Below are 14,594 nucleotides of genomic sequence, written 5' to 3'. Positions count from 1 at the left end.
CAGGTCGCCGGCCGTCCCGGCACGTCCGGGACGTGGCGGGGGCACACGCTCCCGGGTCGCTCCTCCGGACCTGCTTTGTCCGGAGGAGCGATGTTCATCCCTAGAACGCGGCGCCGCTGGCGCGCGTGCCCGGCGAGCTCATCAGGCTGGACACGCCGGTGTGCAGCACGAAGGTGCCCGAGGAGGACCCGTCCGGGCTGCGGTTGGCGGACACGCCGTCCGTGCTCGCCAGCGACGAGCCGAACGTGGCCGTGTCCACCACCGTGCCGGCGCTGTTCTTCACCGTGACGGTATCACCGCTGTTGCCCAGGTTGAGCTGGCCCGTGGACGCGGCCACCGCGCCTGGCGTGCCGGCGGGGATGCCGGACGCGCCGCCGAACACCACCACCGCCTTGCCCGCGGCCACCGTGGTGCCGCTGGCGAAGGTGTGGCGCACCGCCGTGCCGTCCGACACCGTCCAGCCGCTCAGGTCCACCGCCGCCGTGCCGCCGTTGACCAGCTCCACGAACTCGCCGTTCACGTCCGAGCCCGGCTCGTTGATGAGCACCTCGTTGATGAACAGGTTGCCCGTGCCGCCGGTGCCGCCCGTGGTGATGGTGAAGGCCGCGTTGGACAGGTCGGTGACGGTGGCGTTGCTCGCGTCACTCACCCGCACCCACGCGGTGGTGGTGGCGCTGGAGGGCACCGTCCACGCCACGCTGCCGGAGGACGCGCCCGTGCTGGACGTGATGGTGGTCCAGGTGGAGCCGTTCAGCGAGTACTCCACCTTCACGCTGGAGATGCCGGACGCCGTCCAGGTGATGGTCTGCGACGAGCCGGCCACCCAGCTCTCACCGCCGTTGGGCGACAGCACCGTCACCGAGGACGCAGGGGCGTCTCCCGGGATGAGGAAGTCCTTGATGACGCCCATGTGCTGCATGCCGGAAGCGCCGCTGTCACCCGACAGCGCCGGGGAGATGTCGGAGAGGGGCGAGTACACGCGCGTGTCCACCACCAGCCCGGGGGCGAAGGTGCTGGAGCCCATCACCACCGACGTCTGATACGGGCGCAGGTCGCTGTCCACCAGCACGTGGTCGTACGGCGAGTTGCGGCCCGCGTTGGTGTTGGTGTTGCCGTTCTTGTCCGCCGGGTACGGGGACGCCGTGGACACCACGCTGGAGAGGGTGCTGAAGGCCGCCTCGGTGCGGCTGCCGGTGTTGAAGTCACCGCCAATGACCAGGTAGTCCCCGGCGGGCACGTTGGCGTTGATGAACTTCACCAGGTTGGACGCCTCCGTGTTGCGGATGCTGGAGCTGGTCGTCAGCAGGTGCACGCTGATGGCCCACAGGTCCTTGGGCCCCGGGATGTCGATGCGCGCCCACGCGAAGTCGCGGTTGGACACCTGCGTGTCGTCCCACTCGCCGGAGGCGATGATGGGGTAGCGGCTGATGATGCCGTTCGGAATCTGCGCGCCGGACTCGCGGTAGTACGAGAAGCCCGTGCCGAAGGCCGTGTCCACGAAGCTGCGGATGTCCGCCGCGGAGTCCGTCTTGTAGTTGAACTCCTGGATCATCACGACGTCGGGAGCGGTGCCCTGGAAGATGCGGATGCCGTGGCCCGGGTCGTAGTCCTGCCCCGTGCCGCTGCTCAGGTTGGCCGCCATCAGGCGCAGCCGCACGTTGGCCAGCGAGTCCTCGCGCGCGACGAACTCCGGCGCCGTCGCCTCCGAGTCCGCCTCCACCGGGCCACCGCACGCGCTCAGCGCCGCGCACACCAGCGTGAAGGACCACGTCCGCCAGAAGGCGGCGGGCCGCCGGAGGAGAGTCTGTTCCAGGCTCACAATGTTTCATCCTGCTCCCGGTAAACCCGGGAGCTGTAGAGGTTCAGGGACGTCACGGCAGGGCCGCGGACGCAGTATTCCGCGTACACGACGCCACCGCCGTTTATCCGTCACATTCCTCGAAACGTTGCGTGAGCGGCGCATCCCGTCCTCGGAGCGCACGCAATGTTACGCATTGTTACATGGCGGCCGTGGTGGACAGCGCGACGAAGGCGTAGCGCAGGCCCTTGCCCAGGGTGACGAAGAAGACGAAGGGCACGGGCCGCACGCCCACGAAGCCACCCGCGAGCACGAACGCGTCCCCCAGGATGGGCAGCCACGACATGAGCAGCGCGGGCGCGCCCCAGTTGCGCAGGTTCGCCTCCACGCGCGCCATGCGCGGGCCTTCCTTCTCCCGGCGGCGCGCCACCCAGCGCCCCACGGCCCCGCCACCGCCGCGCGACACCCACTGGCCCAGGATGTAGAGCGTCACGGCGCCCAGCACGTTGCCCACGGTGGCCACCACGGTGGCCGTCAGCGGCGGCGCGCCGTTGTAGATGAGCGTGGCGAGCATCGCCTCGGAGGGCACCGGCACGACGGAGCCCGCCAGCATGGCGACGAAGAACATCCCGGGAAGGCCCCAGGTGGACAGGGTGGACGGCTCGGCGGGCATGGGAGGCCAGGGGCCATACACCCTGCACGGGGCGTTCGTCTTGTCCGTCGTCGCCGCTCCCCTGCCCGCCCACCCTGTCCACCGGGGCCGGAGGCTGTCCGGCGGCGCGGCCCATCCACCGGCAGGGGTTGTAGGCGCGGGTAGGGGTCACCATCGTCCCCGCAATGCGACGCTCGACGCACGAACGGTCAGGCATGCGGTCCATCGATACGGAGGACGAGCGGATCGCCTCCCTGCTCGTCGCGGAGAGCCGGGCGCTGCACTTCGAGGGCTCCCGCGACCTGGTGGTCCGGCTGCGCGATGGGCGCCGCTTCGCGCTCACCGTGCTGACCCTGAACGCGCTGGAGGCCCGGCTGGGCGGAGCACCGTCCTACGTGGCGCCGGGCATCGTCCTGGTGCGGAGGATGTCGGACGGCGCCCTGCTGCACGCGGTGCGCTCCGCGCTGGACCAGGGCATCGAGCGGTTCGGCACGCTCCAGCCGCCCATCGAGGAATGAGGCAAACGCTCAGCTCGCGGGGGACGCGAGCCCCTTTGTCACGACACCCTTGCTACAGGCCGGATGCGCGCGTGACGCGTGGCGGGAACTGGACGCCGCATCGCGGCGCGTGCGCGACTTCCTCCGGGAAGCGAGGCGCCGTGATTATGCTGCCCGCCCGATGGATGAACCCGGCCTGCAATATCCCGGAGAAGCCCTGCGCGGGTGGCTCCGGCAGTTCGCCAAGACGCCGCTCGCCGAGCCAACGCTGAAGTTGCTGGTCGTCCTGGCGGACACGGTGTTCTTCGCGAGCCTGGGTCGGGAGGAGGGCGAGGCCACGCGCGTGCGCATCGCGTACCACGCGCAAGGGTTGCAGGGCCTGCAGGCGGTGCGCGAGACGGTCTACGTCGGAGGCCAGAAGGGCAAACGTCAGGCGTGGGAGACGCTGCCCCTGGAGCCCAAGTCCAGCATCACGGACTTCAGCGTGGAGGCGCTGGTGAAGCTGGCGCCCGCGGCGAACCTGCCGCGCACGGCGGTGGTGGTGGGGCCGCGCGAGGGCAAGCTGCGCATCCAGGGGCTGGCGCGCCGGGTGGAGTACACGGAGTTCCACGCGGAGGGAGAGGAGGACGTCTTCATCCTCCACGCGCCGGAGCCGGGTCACCTGGTGGTGAGCACGCAGGGGCGCGAGGTGTTCCGCTACGAGCAGGGCGCGCCGGTGCCGCCGGGCCGGCGCGTGGCGTTGCACGACCTGCTCTTCCACGAGGACAGCGCGGTGCGCGCGGCGCTGATGGAGATGTGCTCCACGCTGGTGGAGTCCCTGCCCAAGGTGCAGCCGCTGATGGGCGGCAACCGCGAGTGGTACGTGTCCAACGCGGTGCAGGGGCTCATCCGGAGGATGGCCGGGCTGCACCACGGCGGGCTCATCGCGTTCCTGCCCAAGCAGCACGACGTGGAGCGCTTCCGCACGCGAGGCAAGTACGTCCTGCCGCCGGAGCAGGGGTCGCTCCTGCGCCAGCGGTTGCAGCGCTTCGTGCAGGCGCGGGCGGACCTCATCAACGGCGCGTGGCAGGCGGAGGCCGGCAAGGCGGCGGAGGAGGAAGAGGATCCGGAGCTGAAGAAGGCCGCCGCCGAGCACGACGACAAGGCGACGGAGAGCGACTTCCAGGCGCTGGTGGAGAGCATCGGGCAGTTCACCGCGGTGGACAACGCGCTGGTGATGGGGCCGGAGCTGGAGGTGCTCTGCGCGGGGTATCAGATCGCCATCCCGCGCAGCGGTCCGCCGCAGGTCTTCGAGGCGCGCACGCTCCAGGGACGTCCCGGGCCGCACTACCCCATCAACCAGCACGGCTCACGTCACCGGGCCGCGGCCGTCTTCGCCAACCAGCACTCCGGAGCCATCGTCTTCGTGGCGTCCCAGGACGGCCCGCTGCGCTGCCTGCACCGGCCGCCCGGCAAGAAGAAGGTGCTGCTCTGGAGCCTCCTGTTGACGGAGGACTGAGGGTGACATGACGCGGCTGTGTTGGGCGCTGCTCTTGGGATTGTGGGCCTCCGCTGCGCGACGACGCGGGTCGTGCGCCTGGAGATGGACAACGGCGAGCGAGTCGTCGTCACGCCTCGGGAGGAGGAAGGCGCGTCGCCCTCCGAAGCCCGGCTGGACGAGGACGAATTCGCGAAGGTCGTGAGGACGCTCGCGAGGGACGTGCGGCCCTCAGCCCATCCCTTGCGGCAAGCTCGCGAGCTGTTCGGCCTGCCGGAGCGCAGCGGTCTCTTCGCCTTCCGCGAGCGGACGCGGCGAATCGTTCCGCTGGGTGAAGAGGAAGCTCGCGACCTGCGCCTGCTCGAAGCGTCGGACGACCTGACGCGTGGCTACAAGCAATGGTGCGAGAAGCGGCGCAAGCAGTCAGGAGACTGTTTGCGCCTGCTGGACGAAGGCCCCTTGCTGGGCAGCGACGGCCGCTATGCACTGGCCATGGCCATCGCCATGGACTCCGTCTGGAACGAGACGGCTGAAGCACTTGAGGGTGTCGTGAGCCCACAGGCTGTCATGGCCACGCTGACCTCCACCGTAACCATGTACCTGCTGCTCTGGGCCATGCCGGAGCCGGTGTCCAAGGGCCTCGCCGCGCTCATCACGGCCACGGCGATGGCATACCTGGGCGTGGACACCGTGTGGAGCATCCTCGATGGATGGGTGACGCTGGTACGCCGCGTGGACCAGGCGACGACGTTCTTCCAGGTACGTGACGCAGGCGAAATCTACGGAGAAGTGCTGGGAAGGAACGCCGCGCGCGTCTTCGTGATGCTGGCCACGGCGGCGATTGGCAACACGGCGGGGCTCGCGATGAAGGCGCCCACCCTGCCCGGCTCCGCGCAGGCGTCCGTCGCCGTGGAGACACAAGCGGGCCTCCAGTTCGTGTCGCTCGGAGGCGTGCGCTCCGTGGCGATGACGGCCGACGGTTTCACCCTCGCGCTGGCGCCCAATGCGGTGGCCATGTCATCGCGGCCCGGGAAGCCGCAGCAGCACCACCTGGCCACCATCCGCAATGAGAAGTCTTCGAAGACTGGTGGACCGTGGACTCCACTCTTCCGAAAGCTCTTCAAGAAGGCTGGGATGGAACTGAAGGACCCGGAGAACATCGTCGAAGTCCCGGGCCACAGAGGGCCTCATCCTGCCGAGTATCATCGACGTGTCATGAGGCACCTCCTGGACGCCACCGAGCAGTGCAGAACCGTCGTCCAATGCCGCGAGGCACTGACTGGCGCACTCAGGGAACTTGCTGAAGAAGCCAACACTCCAGGCACTGAACTGAACAGGCTGCTGACCACCCGCCCCGGACGTTGAGGCAATCACCATGGCTGATCGTTTCTTCGAACTGCATGGCGACCCCCTCGAGGGGTACTGGTACCTGGATGATCCGGTCGACAAGAACGGAGTGGAGGTCGACAACGCCTGGCGCCTCAGGACTGGCAAACCTGTCGAACCAACGGGGCCGCTTCGAGTCCCCATCATGGAGCCTGGGAAGCCTCGGGATTTCTCGATGGCGGGGCTGAGCATGGTCCCGGTCGTTCACATCAAGCTCGCGACGCTCCTGGCGGAACGCGCGGCGGATGAGGTGCAACTCCTCCCTGTCACCATTCCCAAGCACCCGGATCAGTACGTCATCCTCGTCACCCCTCGCGTCATCCGCTGCATTGACGAGCAGGCATCCAAAGGAGTCCGGTTCTGGGAGCCCCGGCACGGTCAGCCTTGGCGGATCGGCGAATACCGCTCCGTGGACATCCTGCGCATCGACAAGTCGAAGGTGGGTGACGCGAAGATCTTCCGCCCCTGGGGCTGGAATGTCTCGCTCATCGTCTCCGAGGACCTCAAGGCAGCACTGGAGCGCACCGGTGCTACCGGCATGTACTTCACGGAGGTGTAATGCGCTCAACATCCGGGGCCCCACCCGCCCTGGATGTTGCCGCGTCCGCTGCTTTCCCGGCCGGGTGTTCACCTATGACGCCTTCCCTCAGGTGGACACCGGGAGCCGGAGCACGTGAAGGCGGATGAACTGTTCAGCGGGCCCGGCGAGATGGCCGCCCGCATGCGAGGGAAGGACTGGGCCGCCACGCCGCTCGGTCCCGTGGAGGGCTGGCCCGTCTCCCTGCGGACCCTCGTGCGGACCCTGCTCCACTCTCGCCACCCCATGGTCCTCATGTGGGGCCCTCGGCTCACCCAGCTCTACAACGATGCCTTCGTTCCCAGCTTCGGACGGGGCAAGCATCCCGAGGCGCTCGGGAAGACCGCGGACGAGGTCTGGCCGGAGGTCTGGCCCATCGTCGGTCAACAGCTCGAAGACGTGATGCGCGAAGGAAGGCCCAGCTGGAGCGAGGATCAGCTCGTCCCCATCTTCCGCAACGGCCGCATCGAGAACGTCTACTGGACCTACAGCTACTCGCCCGCCTTCGATGACGCCGGGAACATCCACGGCATCCTGGCGATCTGCTCGGAGACCACCTCCCGGGTGCTCGGCGAGCAGGCCTTGCAGCGCAGCCAGGAGCGGCTCCGCCGCGTCGTCGAGGCCTCCGGCGCGGGCACCTGGGAGCTGGATGTGCGCCATGGCCAGATGCAGGTGGATGAGCGGATGGCCTGGCTCTTCGGCCTCCCGGAGCCCGGGATGTTCACCCTGGAGCAGGTCCTCCGCTGCGTCCACCCCGACGAGCGCGAGGCCCTGCGTGAAGCCATCGCCGCCACGCTGGCGGGGCGGGCCCAGGGCCGCTACGTCATGGAGCACCGGGTCGTGGAGGTGCCCGGGCACCGCGTCCGGTGGATCGAGGCGCGCGGACAGGTGACCTTCGACGCCGAGGGCCGGGCCCTCCAGTTCGTCGGAGCGGCCCTCGACATCAGCGACCGCAAGCGCGCCGAAGCCGAGGTCCTTCGCGCGCGCCAGGAGTTCCAGAGCTTCCTCATCCAGGCGCCGCTCGGCATCGCCATCCTCAGCGGGCCGCACCACGTCTACACCTTCGCCAATGCGCCCTTCATGTCCATGCTGTTCAGCGGCCGGCCCGTGGAGGACCTGCTGAACAAGACCGTGCGGCAGGCGCTGCCGGAGCTGGAGGGCCAGGGCTATTACGAGATCCTCGACGGCGTCTACCTGACGGGCCAGAGCTTCCACGGCGCCAAGCAGCGCGCGTCCATGGTCCAGGCGGACGGCACCACGCGGGAGATGTTCATCAACTTCACCTACCAGGCGAAGCGCGACCCGGAGGGCCGCATCGACGGCATCCTGGTGCTCATCTACGAGGTGACGGATCAGGTCAACGAGCAGCGCGAGTTCGAACAACTGGCGGAGAACCTGCGCGCGGCCATCTTGTCCAGGGACGTGTTCCTGGGCATCGCCTCGCACGAGCTCAACACGCCCCTGACGACGCTCAAGCTCCAGTCGCAGATGAGCCAGCGGCTCTTCGAGGGTCAGGGCCTGCCGGGGTTCACCCCGGAGCGGCTCAAGCGGATGATCGACGGCACGCTGGCCCAGGTGGACCGGCTGGGACGGCTGGTCAACGACATGCTGGACGTGTCCCGCATCAGCTCCGGCAGGCTGTCCATGACACTCGACGTGGTGGACTTCTCCGCGTTGACGGCGGAGGTGCTGGAGCGCTTCGGGCCCCAGTTGGAAGCAGCGGGCTGCACGCTGGAGCAGGACATCGAACCCCGCATCGTGGCCCGGCTCGACACCACGCGCATCGAACAGGTGCTGACGAACCTCCTCCTCAACGCCCTCAAGTACGCACCGGGCAAACCCCTGCACGTGAAGGTCGAGCGGCGGCAGGACCAGGTCCACTTCAGCCTTCGCGACGAAGGCCCTGGCATCCCGCCAGAACACCACGAGCGCATCTTCGTCCGGTTCGAGCGGGCGACCTCCGCGAACGAGGCCAGCGGGCTGGGGCTCGGCCTCTACATCGCGAAGCAGCTCATCCAGGCCCACGGCGGGACCCTGGGCGTCGACAGCACGCCCGGCCATGGCGCGACCTTCCACTTCGAGCTGCCGTTGGACTAGGACCGCCCCATGCCCCGCACGGACAGCTTCATGGAGTACACGGTCGAACTGCTGGAGCCGCTCGGCCCGGTGCAAGCCCGCTCGATGTTCGGCGGCTGGGGCCTGTACTTCGGCGGCCGGATGTTCGGCCTCATCATCCAGGGCCAGCTCTACCTGAAGACGGACGAGGTCACCCGTCCCGCCTTCGAGGCCGAGGGCTGCCGCCCGTTCATCTACCAGAGCCGGGGCAAGGAGCAGCCCATGAGCTACTGGACGCCGCCCGCCGACGCGGAAGACGACGGCCGCCGGCTGCTGCCCTGGGCCCGCCGCGCCGTGGACGCCGCCAACCGCGCGGCGATGAAGAAGGCCGCGAAGAAGGCTCCCGCCGCCAAGAAGGCCGCAGCCAAGAAGGCCCCGGCCAGGAAGCGCCTCAAGCGGTCTTGATGCTGGCCACGTCGCCGAGCCCCAACTCGGCGATGGAGACCTCTCGCATGCGGAACTTCTGCACCTTCCCGGTGACGGTCATCGGGAAGCTGTCCACGAACTTCCAGTGGCGGGGAATCTTGAACGTGGAGATGCGGCCCGTGCAGAAGGCCGTCAACGTCTCCGGGGTGAGCGCCGCGCCGGATTTCAGGCGCACCCACGCCATCACCTCCTCGCCGTACTTCACGCTGGGCACGCCGATGACCTGCGCCTCGGAGATGTCCGGGTGCGTGTGGAGGAACTCCTCCACCTCGCGCGGGTACACGTTCTCCCCGCCGCGGATGATCATGTCCTTGATGCGGCCGACAATCTTGACGTAGCCGTCCGCGTCCATGGTCGCCAGGTCACCGGTGTGCATCCACCCCGCCCGGTCGATGGCCGCAGCCGTGGCCTCCGCGTTGTCCCAGTACCCGAGCATCACGCTGTACCCCCGCGTGCACAGCTCCCCCGGTTGCCCCAGCGGCACCACCGCGCCCGAGTCCGGCTCCACCACCTTCACCTCCAGGTGCGGATGCACGCGCCCCACCGTCCCCACGCGCCGCTCCAGCGTGTCGTCCAGGGGGTTCTGCGTGGACACGGGCGACGTCTCCGTCATCCCGTAGCAGATGGTGACCTCCTCCATGTGCATCCGCGACTGCACCTGCTTCATCACCTCCACCGGACACGGCGAGCCCGCCATGATGCCGGTGCGCAGCGAGCCCAGGTCGAACTCGCCGAAGCGCGGGTGGTCCAGCTCCGCGATGAACATCGTGGGCACGCCGTAGAGGGACGTGCAGCGCTCGGCCTGCACCGTCTGGAGCACCGCCAGCGGGTCGAACGCCTCGCCCGGAATCACCATGGTGGACCCGTGCGACGTGCAGGCCAGGTTGCCCATCACCATGCCGAAGCAGTGATAGAAGGGCACCGGGATGCACACGCGGTCCTCCGGCCCGTAGCGCAGCACCTCGCCCACGAAGAAGCCGTTGTTGAGCACGTTGTGGTGCGACAGCGTCGCGCCCTTCGGGAAGCCCGTGGTGCCGGACGTGTACTGGATGTTGATGGGGTCGTCGAACTGGAGCGAGCGCTCGCGCGCCTCCAGCACGTCGTCGCCCAGGCTCGCCCCGCCCTTCACCAGCCGGTCCCAGTCCGAGTCCAGCACCAGCGCCTCGCGCAGGCCCGCGCACCGGGGCCGCACCTCCGCCAGCATCCGCGTGTAGTCCGTCTGCCGGAAGCCCTTCGCCAGGAGCAGCACGCGCACGCCCGCCTGGTTGAGCGCGTACTCCAGCTCCGCCGTGCGGTAGGCGGGATTCAGGTTCACCAGGATGGCGCCCGTGCGCGCGAGCGCGTACTGCGCCACGGTCCACTCGAAGCGGTTGGGCGACCAGAGCCCCACCCGGTCTCCCTTCTGGAGGCCCAGCGCCAGCAGCCCCTTGGCCACCGCCGTCGTCGCGTCCCAGAACTGCCGCCAGGTGACGCGGTAGCCCTGCGACGCCACCACCAGCGCCTCGCGGTCGCCGTACCGCTCGACGGTGCGGCGCAGGTTCTGACCGATGGTCTCCCCCAGCAGCGGGGTGGTGCTGGTGCCATGAGCATAGGACAGGGCGGTCGTCATGCCCCCATCGTCCCCACGGGGCCCCCGGGCCGGCAAGCGACGGCGGGAAGCAGCCTCCGCCCGGGAAGCCCGTACGGCCCCCGCCCCAGCCCCTGGACGGCCGGACGGCCGCGACGTTTTCCGGCCGGCGGCATCCACGTCTGGAACCCGGCCGTTACGCCTGGAGACACGGGAAGAAGACCAACCCCGGTCACGCCAGCCGTTCCCTGAACGGAAACAAGGAAAAAGCCGTACCGGCACGTTATCCTGACGCAACGCCCCATGGACGATCCGAACGCCCGATTGGTTGCCACCCTGCTGGAGGCGCGACAGCGCCACTGCTTCCCCCCGGACGTGCGCAAGGCGGCGCCCGAGTTCGTCGCGCAGGTACTGGGGCTGCTCTTCCCCCACTTCGGCGAGCGGCTGGAGTGCAACGCCGCCGCCGTGCGCCGGGACGTCACCGCCGTGGAGGCGAGCCTCCAGCGCATCCAGGCGCTGCTCGCGCCGCACTACCCCGTGACGGACGCGGGCATGGCCTCCCGCTTCATGGCGAAGCTGCCGGACCTCTACGAGTGGCTCCAGCAGGACGCGCGCGCCATCTTCGAGGCGGACCCCGCCGCGCGCAGCGTGGACGAGGTGGTGCTCACCTACCCGGGCTTCTACGCCATCGCCATCTACCGCGTGGCGAACGCGCTGCACCGGCTGAACTTCCCCCTGCTGCCGCGCCTGCTCACCGAGTACGCCCACCAGCGCACCGGCGTGGACATCCACCCGGGCGCCACCATCGGCCGCAGGTTCGTCATCGACCACGGCACGGGCCTGGTCATCGGGGAGACGACCGTGATTGGCGACAACGTGAAGCTCTACCAGGGCGTCACGCTGGGCGCGCTGATGGTGGAGAAGGCGCTGGCGGACCGGAAGCGCCACCCCACCATCGAGGACGACGTGGTGGTGTACGCGAACGCCACCATCCTCGGAGGCGGCACGGTGGTGGGCAGGGGCAGCATCATCGCCGGCAACGCGTGGCTCACGCAGAGCGTGCCCCCGCAGTCCGTCGTCACCCGCCGCAGCGAGGTGCGCACGCGCCACGGCGACGAGGGCCTGGACGTCCTCGACTACCAGATTTGAGCTTTCCCCAAGCAGTGTCCGTTCCCCATTCACAGGAGACGCCATGAAGGTCGACAACATCCTGCAGACCATTGGCAACACGCCGCACGTGCGCATCAACCGGCTGTACCCGTCGCGCGTGACGGTGCACCTGAAGCTGGAGCGCGCCAACCCGGGCGGCAGCATCAAGGACCGCATCGGCCTGGCGATGATTGAGGACGCGGAGAAGAAGGGCCTCCTCAAGGAAGGCAGCGTCATCATCGAGCCGACGAGCGGCAACACCGGCATCGGCCTGGCGATGGTGGCCGCGGTGAAGGGCTACAAGCTCATCCTGGTGATGCCGGAGTCCATGAGCATCGAGCGCCGCCGCGTGCTCGCCGCCTACGGCGCCCAGTTCGACCTGACGGAGCGCGCCAAGGGCATGAAGGGCGCCATCGCCCGCGCCCAGGAGCTGGTCGCGCAGACGCCCAACGCGTGGATGCCGCAGCAGTTCGAGAACGAGTCCAACATCGAGGTCCACAAGCGCACCACCGCGCAGGAGATCCTGAACGACTTCCCGGACGGACTGGACTACCTCATCACGGGCGTGGGCACCGGCGGCCACATCACCGCCTGCGCCGAGGTCCTCAAGGCGAAGTGGCCCAAGCTGAAGGTGTTCGCGGTGGAGCCGGCGAAGTCCCCCGTCATCAGCGGCGGCCAGCCCGGCCCGCACCCCATCCAGGGCATCGGCGCGGGCTTCATCCCGAAGAACCTGCACGTGCAGAGCATCGACGGCACCATCCAGGTGGATGAGAAGGACGCCTTCGAGTTCGCCCGCCGCGCCGCGCGCGAGGAGGGCATCTTCGTGGGCGTGTCCTCCGGCGCCGCGCTGTCCGCGGTGAACCAGAAGCTGGCGGAGATGCCGGAAGGCAGCCGCGTGCTCACCTTCTGCTACGACACCGGCGAGCGCTACCTCTCCGTGGAGAACCTCTTCCCGGCGCAGTAACCCCGCGCGCGGGCTCCGGTCCGGGTGGGACGCCTCACCCGGGCCGGTACTCGCGCACCAGCTCCACCAGCCGGTCCATCTCCGCGTCCGTGTTGTAGAAGTGCGGCGACAGGCGGATGCGCCCGCGCCGGACGGAGTGGGACACCTTCCGTTCCGCCAGGTACGCGCTGAGCGCCCGCACGTTCGCGCCGGGTGGCAGGAAGGTGAGGATGCCCGCGCGGTCCTTCGGCTCCGGCCCCACCTCGCAGCCCAGCCCGCGCAGCCCTGAGTCCAGCCGGGCCAGCAGCTCGCCAATGCGCGCACCGATGGCGTCCGGCCCCACCTCCAACAGCAGCTCCAGCGCGGCGCCCATCGCGTAGATGCCGGGGTACGCGGCGCTCCCCTCCTCGAACTTCGCCGCGTCCCTGCGCAGCTCGAAGTGCGAGCGGTTGAAGTTCCACGCGTCGGTGGTGCTGCGCCAGCCCACCAGCACGGGGCGCACGCGCGGCAGCACGTCCTTCGCCACGTACAGGAAGCCGATGCCGGAGATGCCCAGCATCCACTTGTGGCTGTCCGCGCTGAGGAAGTGCACGCGGCTCTTCTTCACGTCCACCGGGATGCAGCCCACGCTCTGGATGCCGTCCACGCACAACAGCACGCCCCGGCGCTCACACAGTTCTCCCAGCGCATCCAGGTCCGTGCGGTGGCCCGTGGCGAACTGCACCGACGACACCGCCACCAGCCGCGTGCGCGGGGTGAGCACGGACGCCACGGCCTCCGGCGTCACGCCTCCGCCTGCCGCGGGAATCTCGCGGACGACCACGCCCCGGCCCTGGAGGTGCTGCCACGGGTAGACGTTGGAGGGGTACTCGAGGCTCATGGCGACGGCGACCTCGTCCCCGGGCTGCCAGTCCAGCCCTTCCGCCACCAGCCCCAGGCCGTGGCTGGTGTTGCGCACGAAGGCCACCTCCTCCGGGGAAGCACCGATGATGCGCGCCGCGAGCTTGCGCACCTTCTCGCTGTGGGCCTCCCAGTCCCTCTCATGGAGGACGCCGTGGTTCACCACGTCGTCCATCCAGGCCTTCACCGCGGTGGCGGCGCGCACGCTGGTGGGCGCGACTCCCGCGTGGTTGAGGTAGAGCTGTTCCTTCAGGACGGGGAACTCGGCGCGGCAGGACTCGAACGGAGCAGGCATGGGCGGCGAGTGTAGCCACGCGGCCACCGCCCACGGCGCGCTCCGGAGACCGCGTCGACTACAGGACGACGAGCAGGCCCAGCGACGCCGTGGGGTACACCGTGCGCAGGCCCAGGTTGCTGGAGCCCACCTGGAGCTCGCGTACGTCCGTGAAGGTGAAGCCCGGGCCCACCCGCGCGGACAGGCCCACGCGCCCGGAGCCCGGCCGCCACATCACGCCCAGCGTCGGCTCCACGAAGGCCGTCGTCGTGTAGTCCTTGAGGTCCGGCGTGGCCGCGCCGTTCGGGCGCGCGACGAACTCCTCCAGGCCCAGCGCCACGCCCACGAACGGGCGCACCGTGCCGTCCGCCAGGAAGGCCAGCGTGTAGCGGCTGTCCACGCCCACGCCGAAGTTGAGCTTCACGTCGTTGCCGCCCACGTTCGTGAAGCGCGCCTTCGTGCCCAGCGACCGGTTCCACCCGCCCGCGCGGCCCAACAGGCCGAACGCCAGCCGCGAGTCCCTCGACGGCGCCACCTCCGCCCGGATGCCGTACAGCGAGCCGTCCAGCGCGGGCGGCTGCAGCTCCAGCAGGAACGCCCCGCGCCGCTGCTGCTCCTGCCCCGTGGACGTGGCCCCCAGGTCCTGCGCCATCGCCGGCACCGCCACCAACGCCGCACCCACCGCCGCCGCCTTCACCCACTGCATCGACCGCTTGGACTCGACTCGCATGGCCCGTCTCCTTCGATTTAGCCGCATGACTGATTTAGTCACACGACTAACTAAGACCGACAACGCGGGATGTCAAGCCAACGGGCGGTCGCCGGCCTTGCGG

13 protein-coding genes are annotated in these 14,594 nt (G+C 69.3%); 8 read left to right on the top strand and 5 right to left on the bottom strand.

Annotation, left to right across the window (positions count from 1 at the left end; genetic code table 11):
• Positions 1-100 precede the first annotated feature (100 nt).
• Both KYK13_RS07705 and KYK13_RS07700 read right to left on the bottom strand, forming a co-directional pair.
• On the bottom strand, positions 101-1,819 hold the full coding sequence (locus tag KYK13_RS07705) for a lamin tail domain-containing protein (protein WP_304504099.1): 1,719 nt from the start codon (positions 1,817-1,819) through the stop codon (positions 101-103).
• Positions 1,820-1,997: 178 nt separating this feature from the next.
• Complete coding sequence (locus KYK13_RS07700; RefSeq protein ID WP_223643216.1) at positions 1,998-2,471, bottom strand: YqaA family protein; 474 nt, start codon at positions 2,469-2,471, stop codon at positions 1,998-2,000.
• Between the two features lie 194 nt (positions 2,472-2,665).
• On the opposite strand from KYK13_RS07700, the gene KYK13_RS07695 reads away from it, so the two are divergent.
• The 6 genes from KYK13_RS07695 to KYK13_RS07670 all read left to right on the top strand — a co-directional run bounded on the left by KYK13_RS07695 (position 2,666) and on the right by KYK13_RS07670 (position 8,907).
• Entirely contained in the window at positions 2,666-2,968 is a 303-nt protein-coding gene (locus tag KYK13_RS07695; protein WP_223643214.1) for a hypothetical protein, read from the top strand.
• A 160-nt stretch (positions 2,969-3,128) separates the two neighbouring features.
• Positions 3,129-4,445, top strand: coding sequence for a putative sensor domain DACNV-containing protein (locus KYK13_RS07690; protein WP_223643212.1), 1,317 nt, complete (start codon positions 3,129-3,131; stop codon positions 4,443-4,445).
• 201 nt (positions 4,446-4,646) lie between these two features.
• Positions 4,647-5,789, top strand: a complete 1,143-nt coding sequence (locus tag KYK13_RS07685) for an AHH domain-containing protein (protein WP_370645313.1) — start codon at positions 4,647-4,649, stop codon at positions 5,787-5,789.
• A 10-nt stretch (positions 5,790-5,799) separates the two neighbouring features.
• Positions 5,800-6,369, top strand: coding sequence for an imm11 family protein (locus KYK13_RS07680; protein WP_223643208.1), 570 nt, complete (start codon positions 5,800-5,802; stop codon positions 6,367-6,369).
• Positions 6,370-6,483: 114 nt separating this feature from the next.
• On the top strand, positions 6,484-8,484 hold the full coding sequence (locus KYK13_RS07675) for a PAS domain-containing sensor histidine kinase (protein ID WP_223643206.1): 2,001 nt from the start codon (positions 6,484-6,486) through the stop codon (positions 8,482-8,484).
• A 9-nt stretch (positions 8,485-8,493) separates the two neighbouring features.
• Positions 8,494-8,907, top strand: coding sequence for a TfoX/Sxy family protein (locus tag KYK13_RS07670; RefSeq protein WP_223643204.1), 414 nt, complete (start codon positions 8,494-8,496; stop codon positions 8,905-8,907).
• On the opposite strand, the gene KYK13_RS07665 is transcribed toward KYK13_RS07670, so the two are convergent.
• Complete coding sequence (locus tag KYK13_RS07665) at positions 8,894-10,537, bottom strand: AMP-binding protein (RefSeq protein ID WP_223643202.1); 1,644 nt, start codon at positions 10,535-10,537, stop codon at positions 8,894-8,896. The genes KYK13_RS07670 and KYK13_RS07665 overlap by 14 nt on opposite strands.
• A 261-nt stretch (positions 10,538-10,798) precedes the next feature.
• On the opposite strand from KYK13_RS07665, the gene epsC reads away from it, so the two are divergent.
• A complete protein-coding gene (gene epsC / locus KYK13_RS07660) occupies positions 10,799-11,644 on the top strand; it encodes a serine O-acetyltransferase EpsC (protein ID WP_223643200.1) in 846 nt (281 codons plus the stop codon).
• 43 nt (positions 11,645-11,687) lie between these two features.
• The gene (cysK, locus tag KYK13_RS07655; RefSeq protein ID WP_223643198.1) at positions 11,688-12,608 is read left to right on the top strand and encodes a cysteine synthase A; all 921 of its coding nucleotides are present in this window, start codon (positions 11,688-11,690) and stop codon (positions 12,606-12,608) included.
• A gap of 34 nt (positions 12,609-12,642) precedes the next feature.
• Here the strand turns inward: cysK and KYK13_RS07650 are convergent, their stop codons facing one another.
• Both KYK13_RS07650 and KYK13_RS39045 read right to left on the bottom strand, forming a co-directional pair.
• Positions 12,643-13,782, bottom strand: coding sequence for an aminotransferase class V-fold PLP-dependent enzyme (locus KYK13_RS07650; protein WP_223643196.1), 1,140 nt, complete (start codon positions 13,780-13,782; stop codon positions 12,643-12,645).
• Between the two features lie 58 nt (positions 13,783-13,840).
• Positions 13,841-14,491 (bottom strand): hypothetical protein, encoded by a 651-nt coding sequence (locus tag KYK13_RS39045; RefSeq protein ID WP_304504098.1) that lies wholly within the window; start codon positions 14,489-14,491, stop codon positions 13,841-13,843.
• Between the last annotated feature and the right edge of the window lie 103 nt (positions 14,492-14,594).

The sequence above is a fragment of the Corallococcus sp. EGB genome (assembly GCF_019968905.1).
Classification (GTDB): Bacteria; Myxococcota; Myxococcia; order Myxococcales; family Myxococcaceae; genus Corallococcus.
This window is presented reverse-complemented; position numbering and strand designations above follow the sequence as displayed.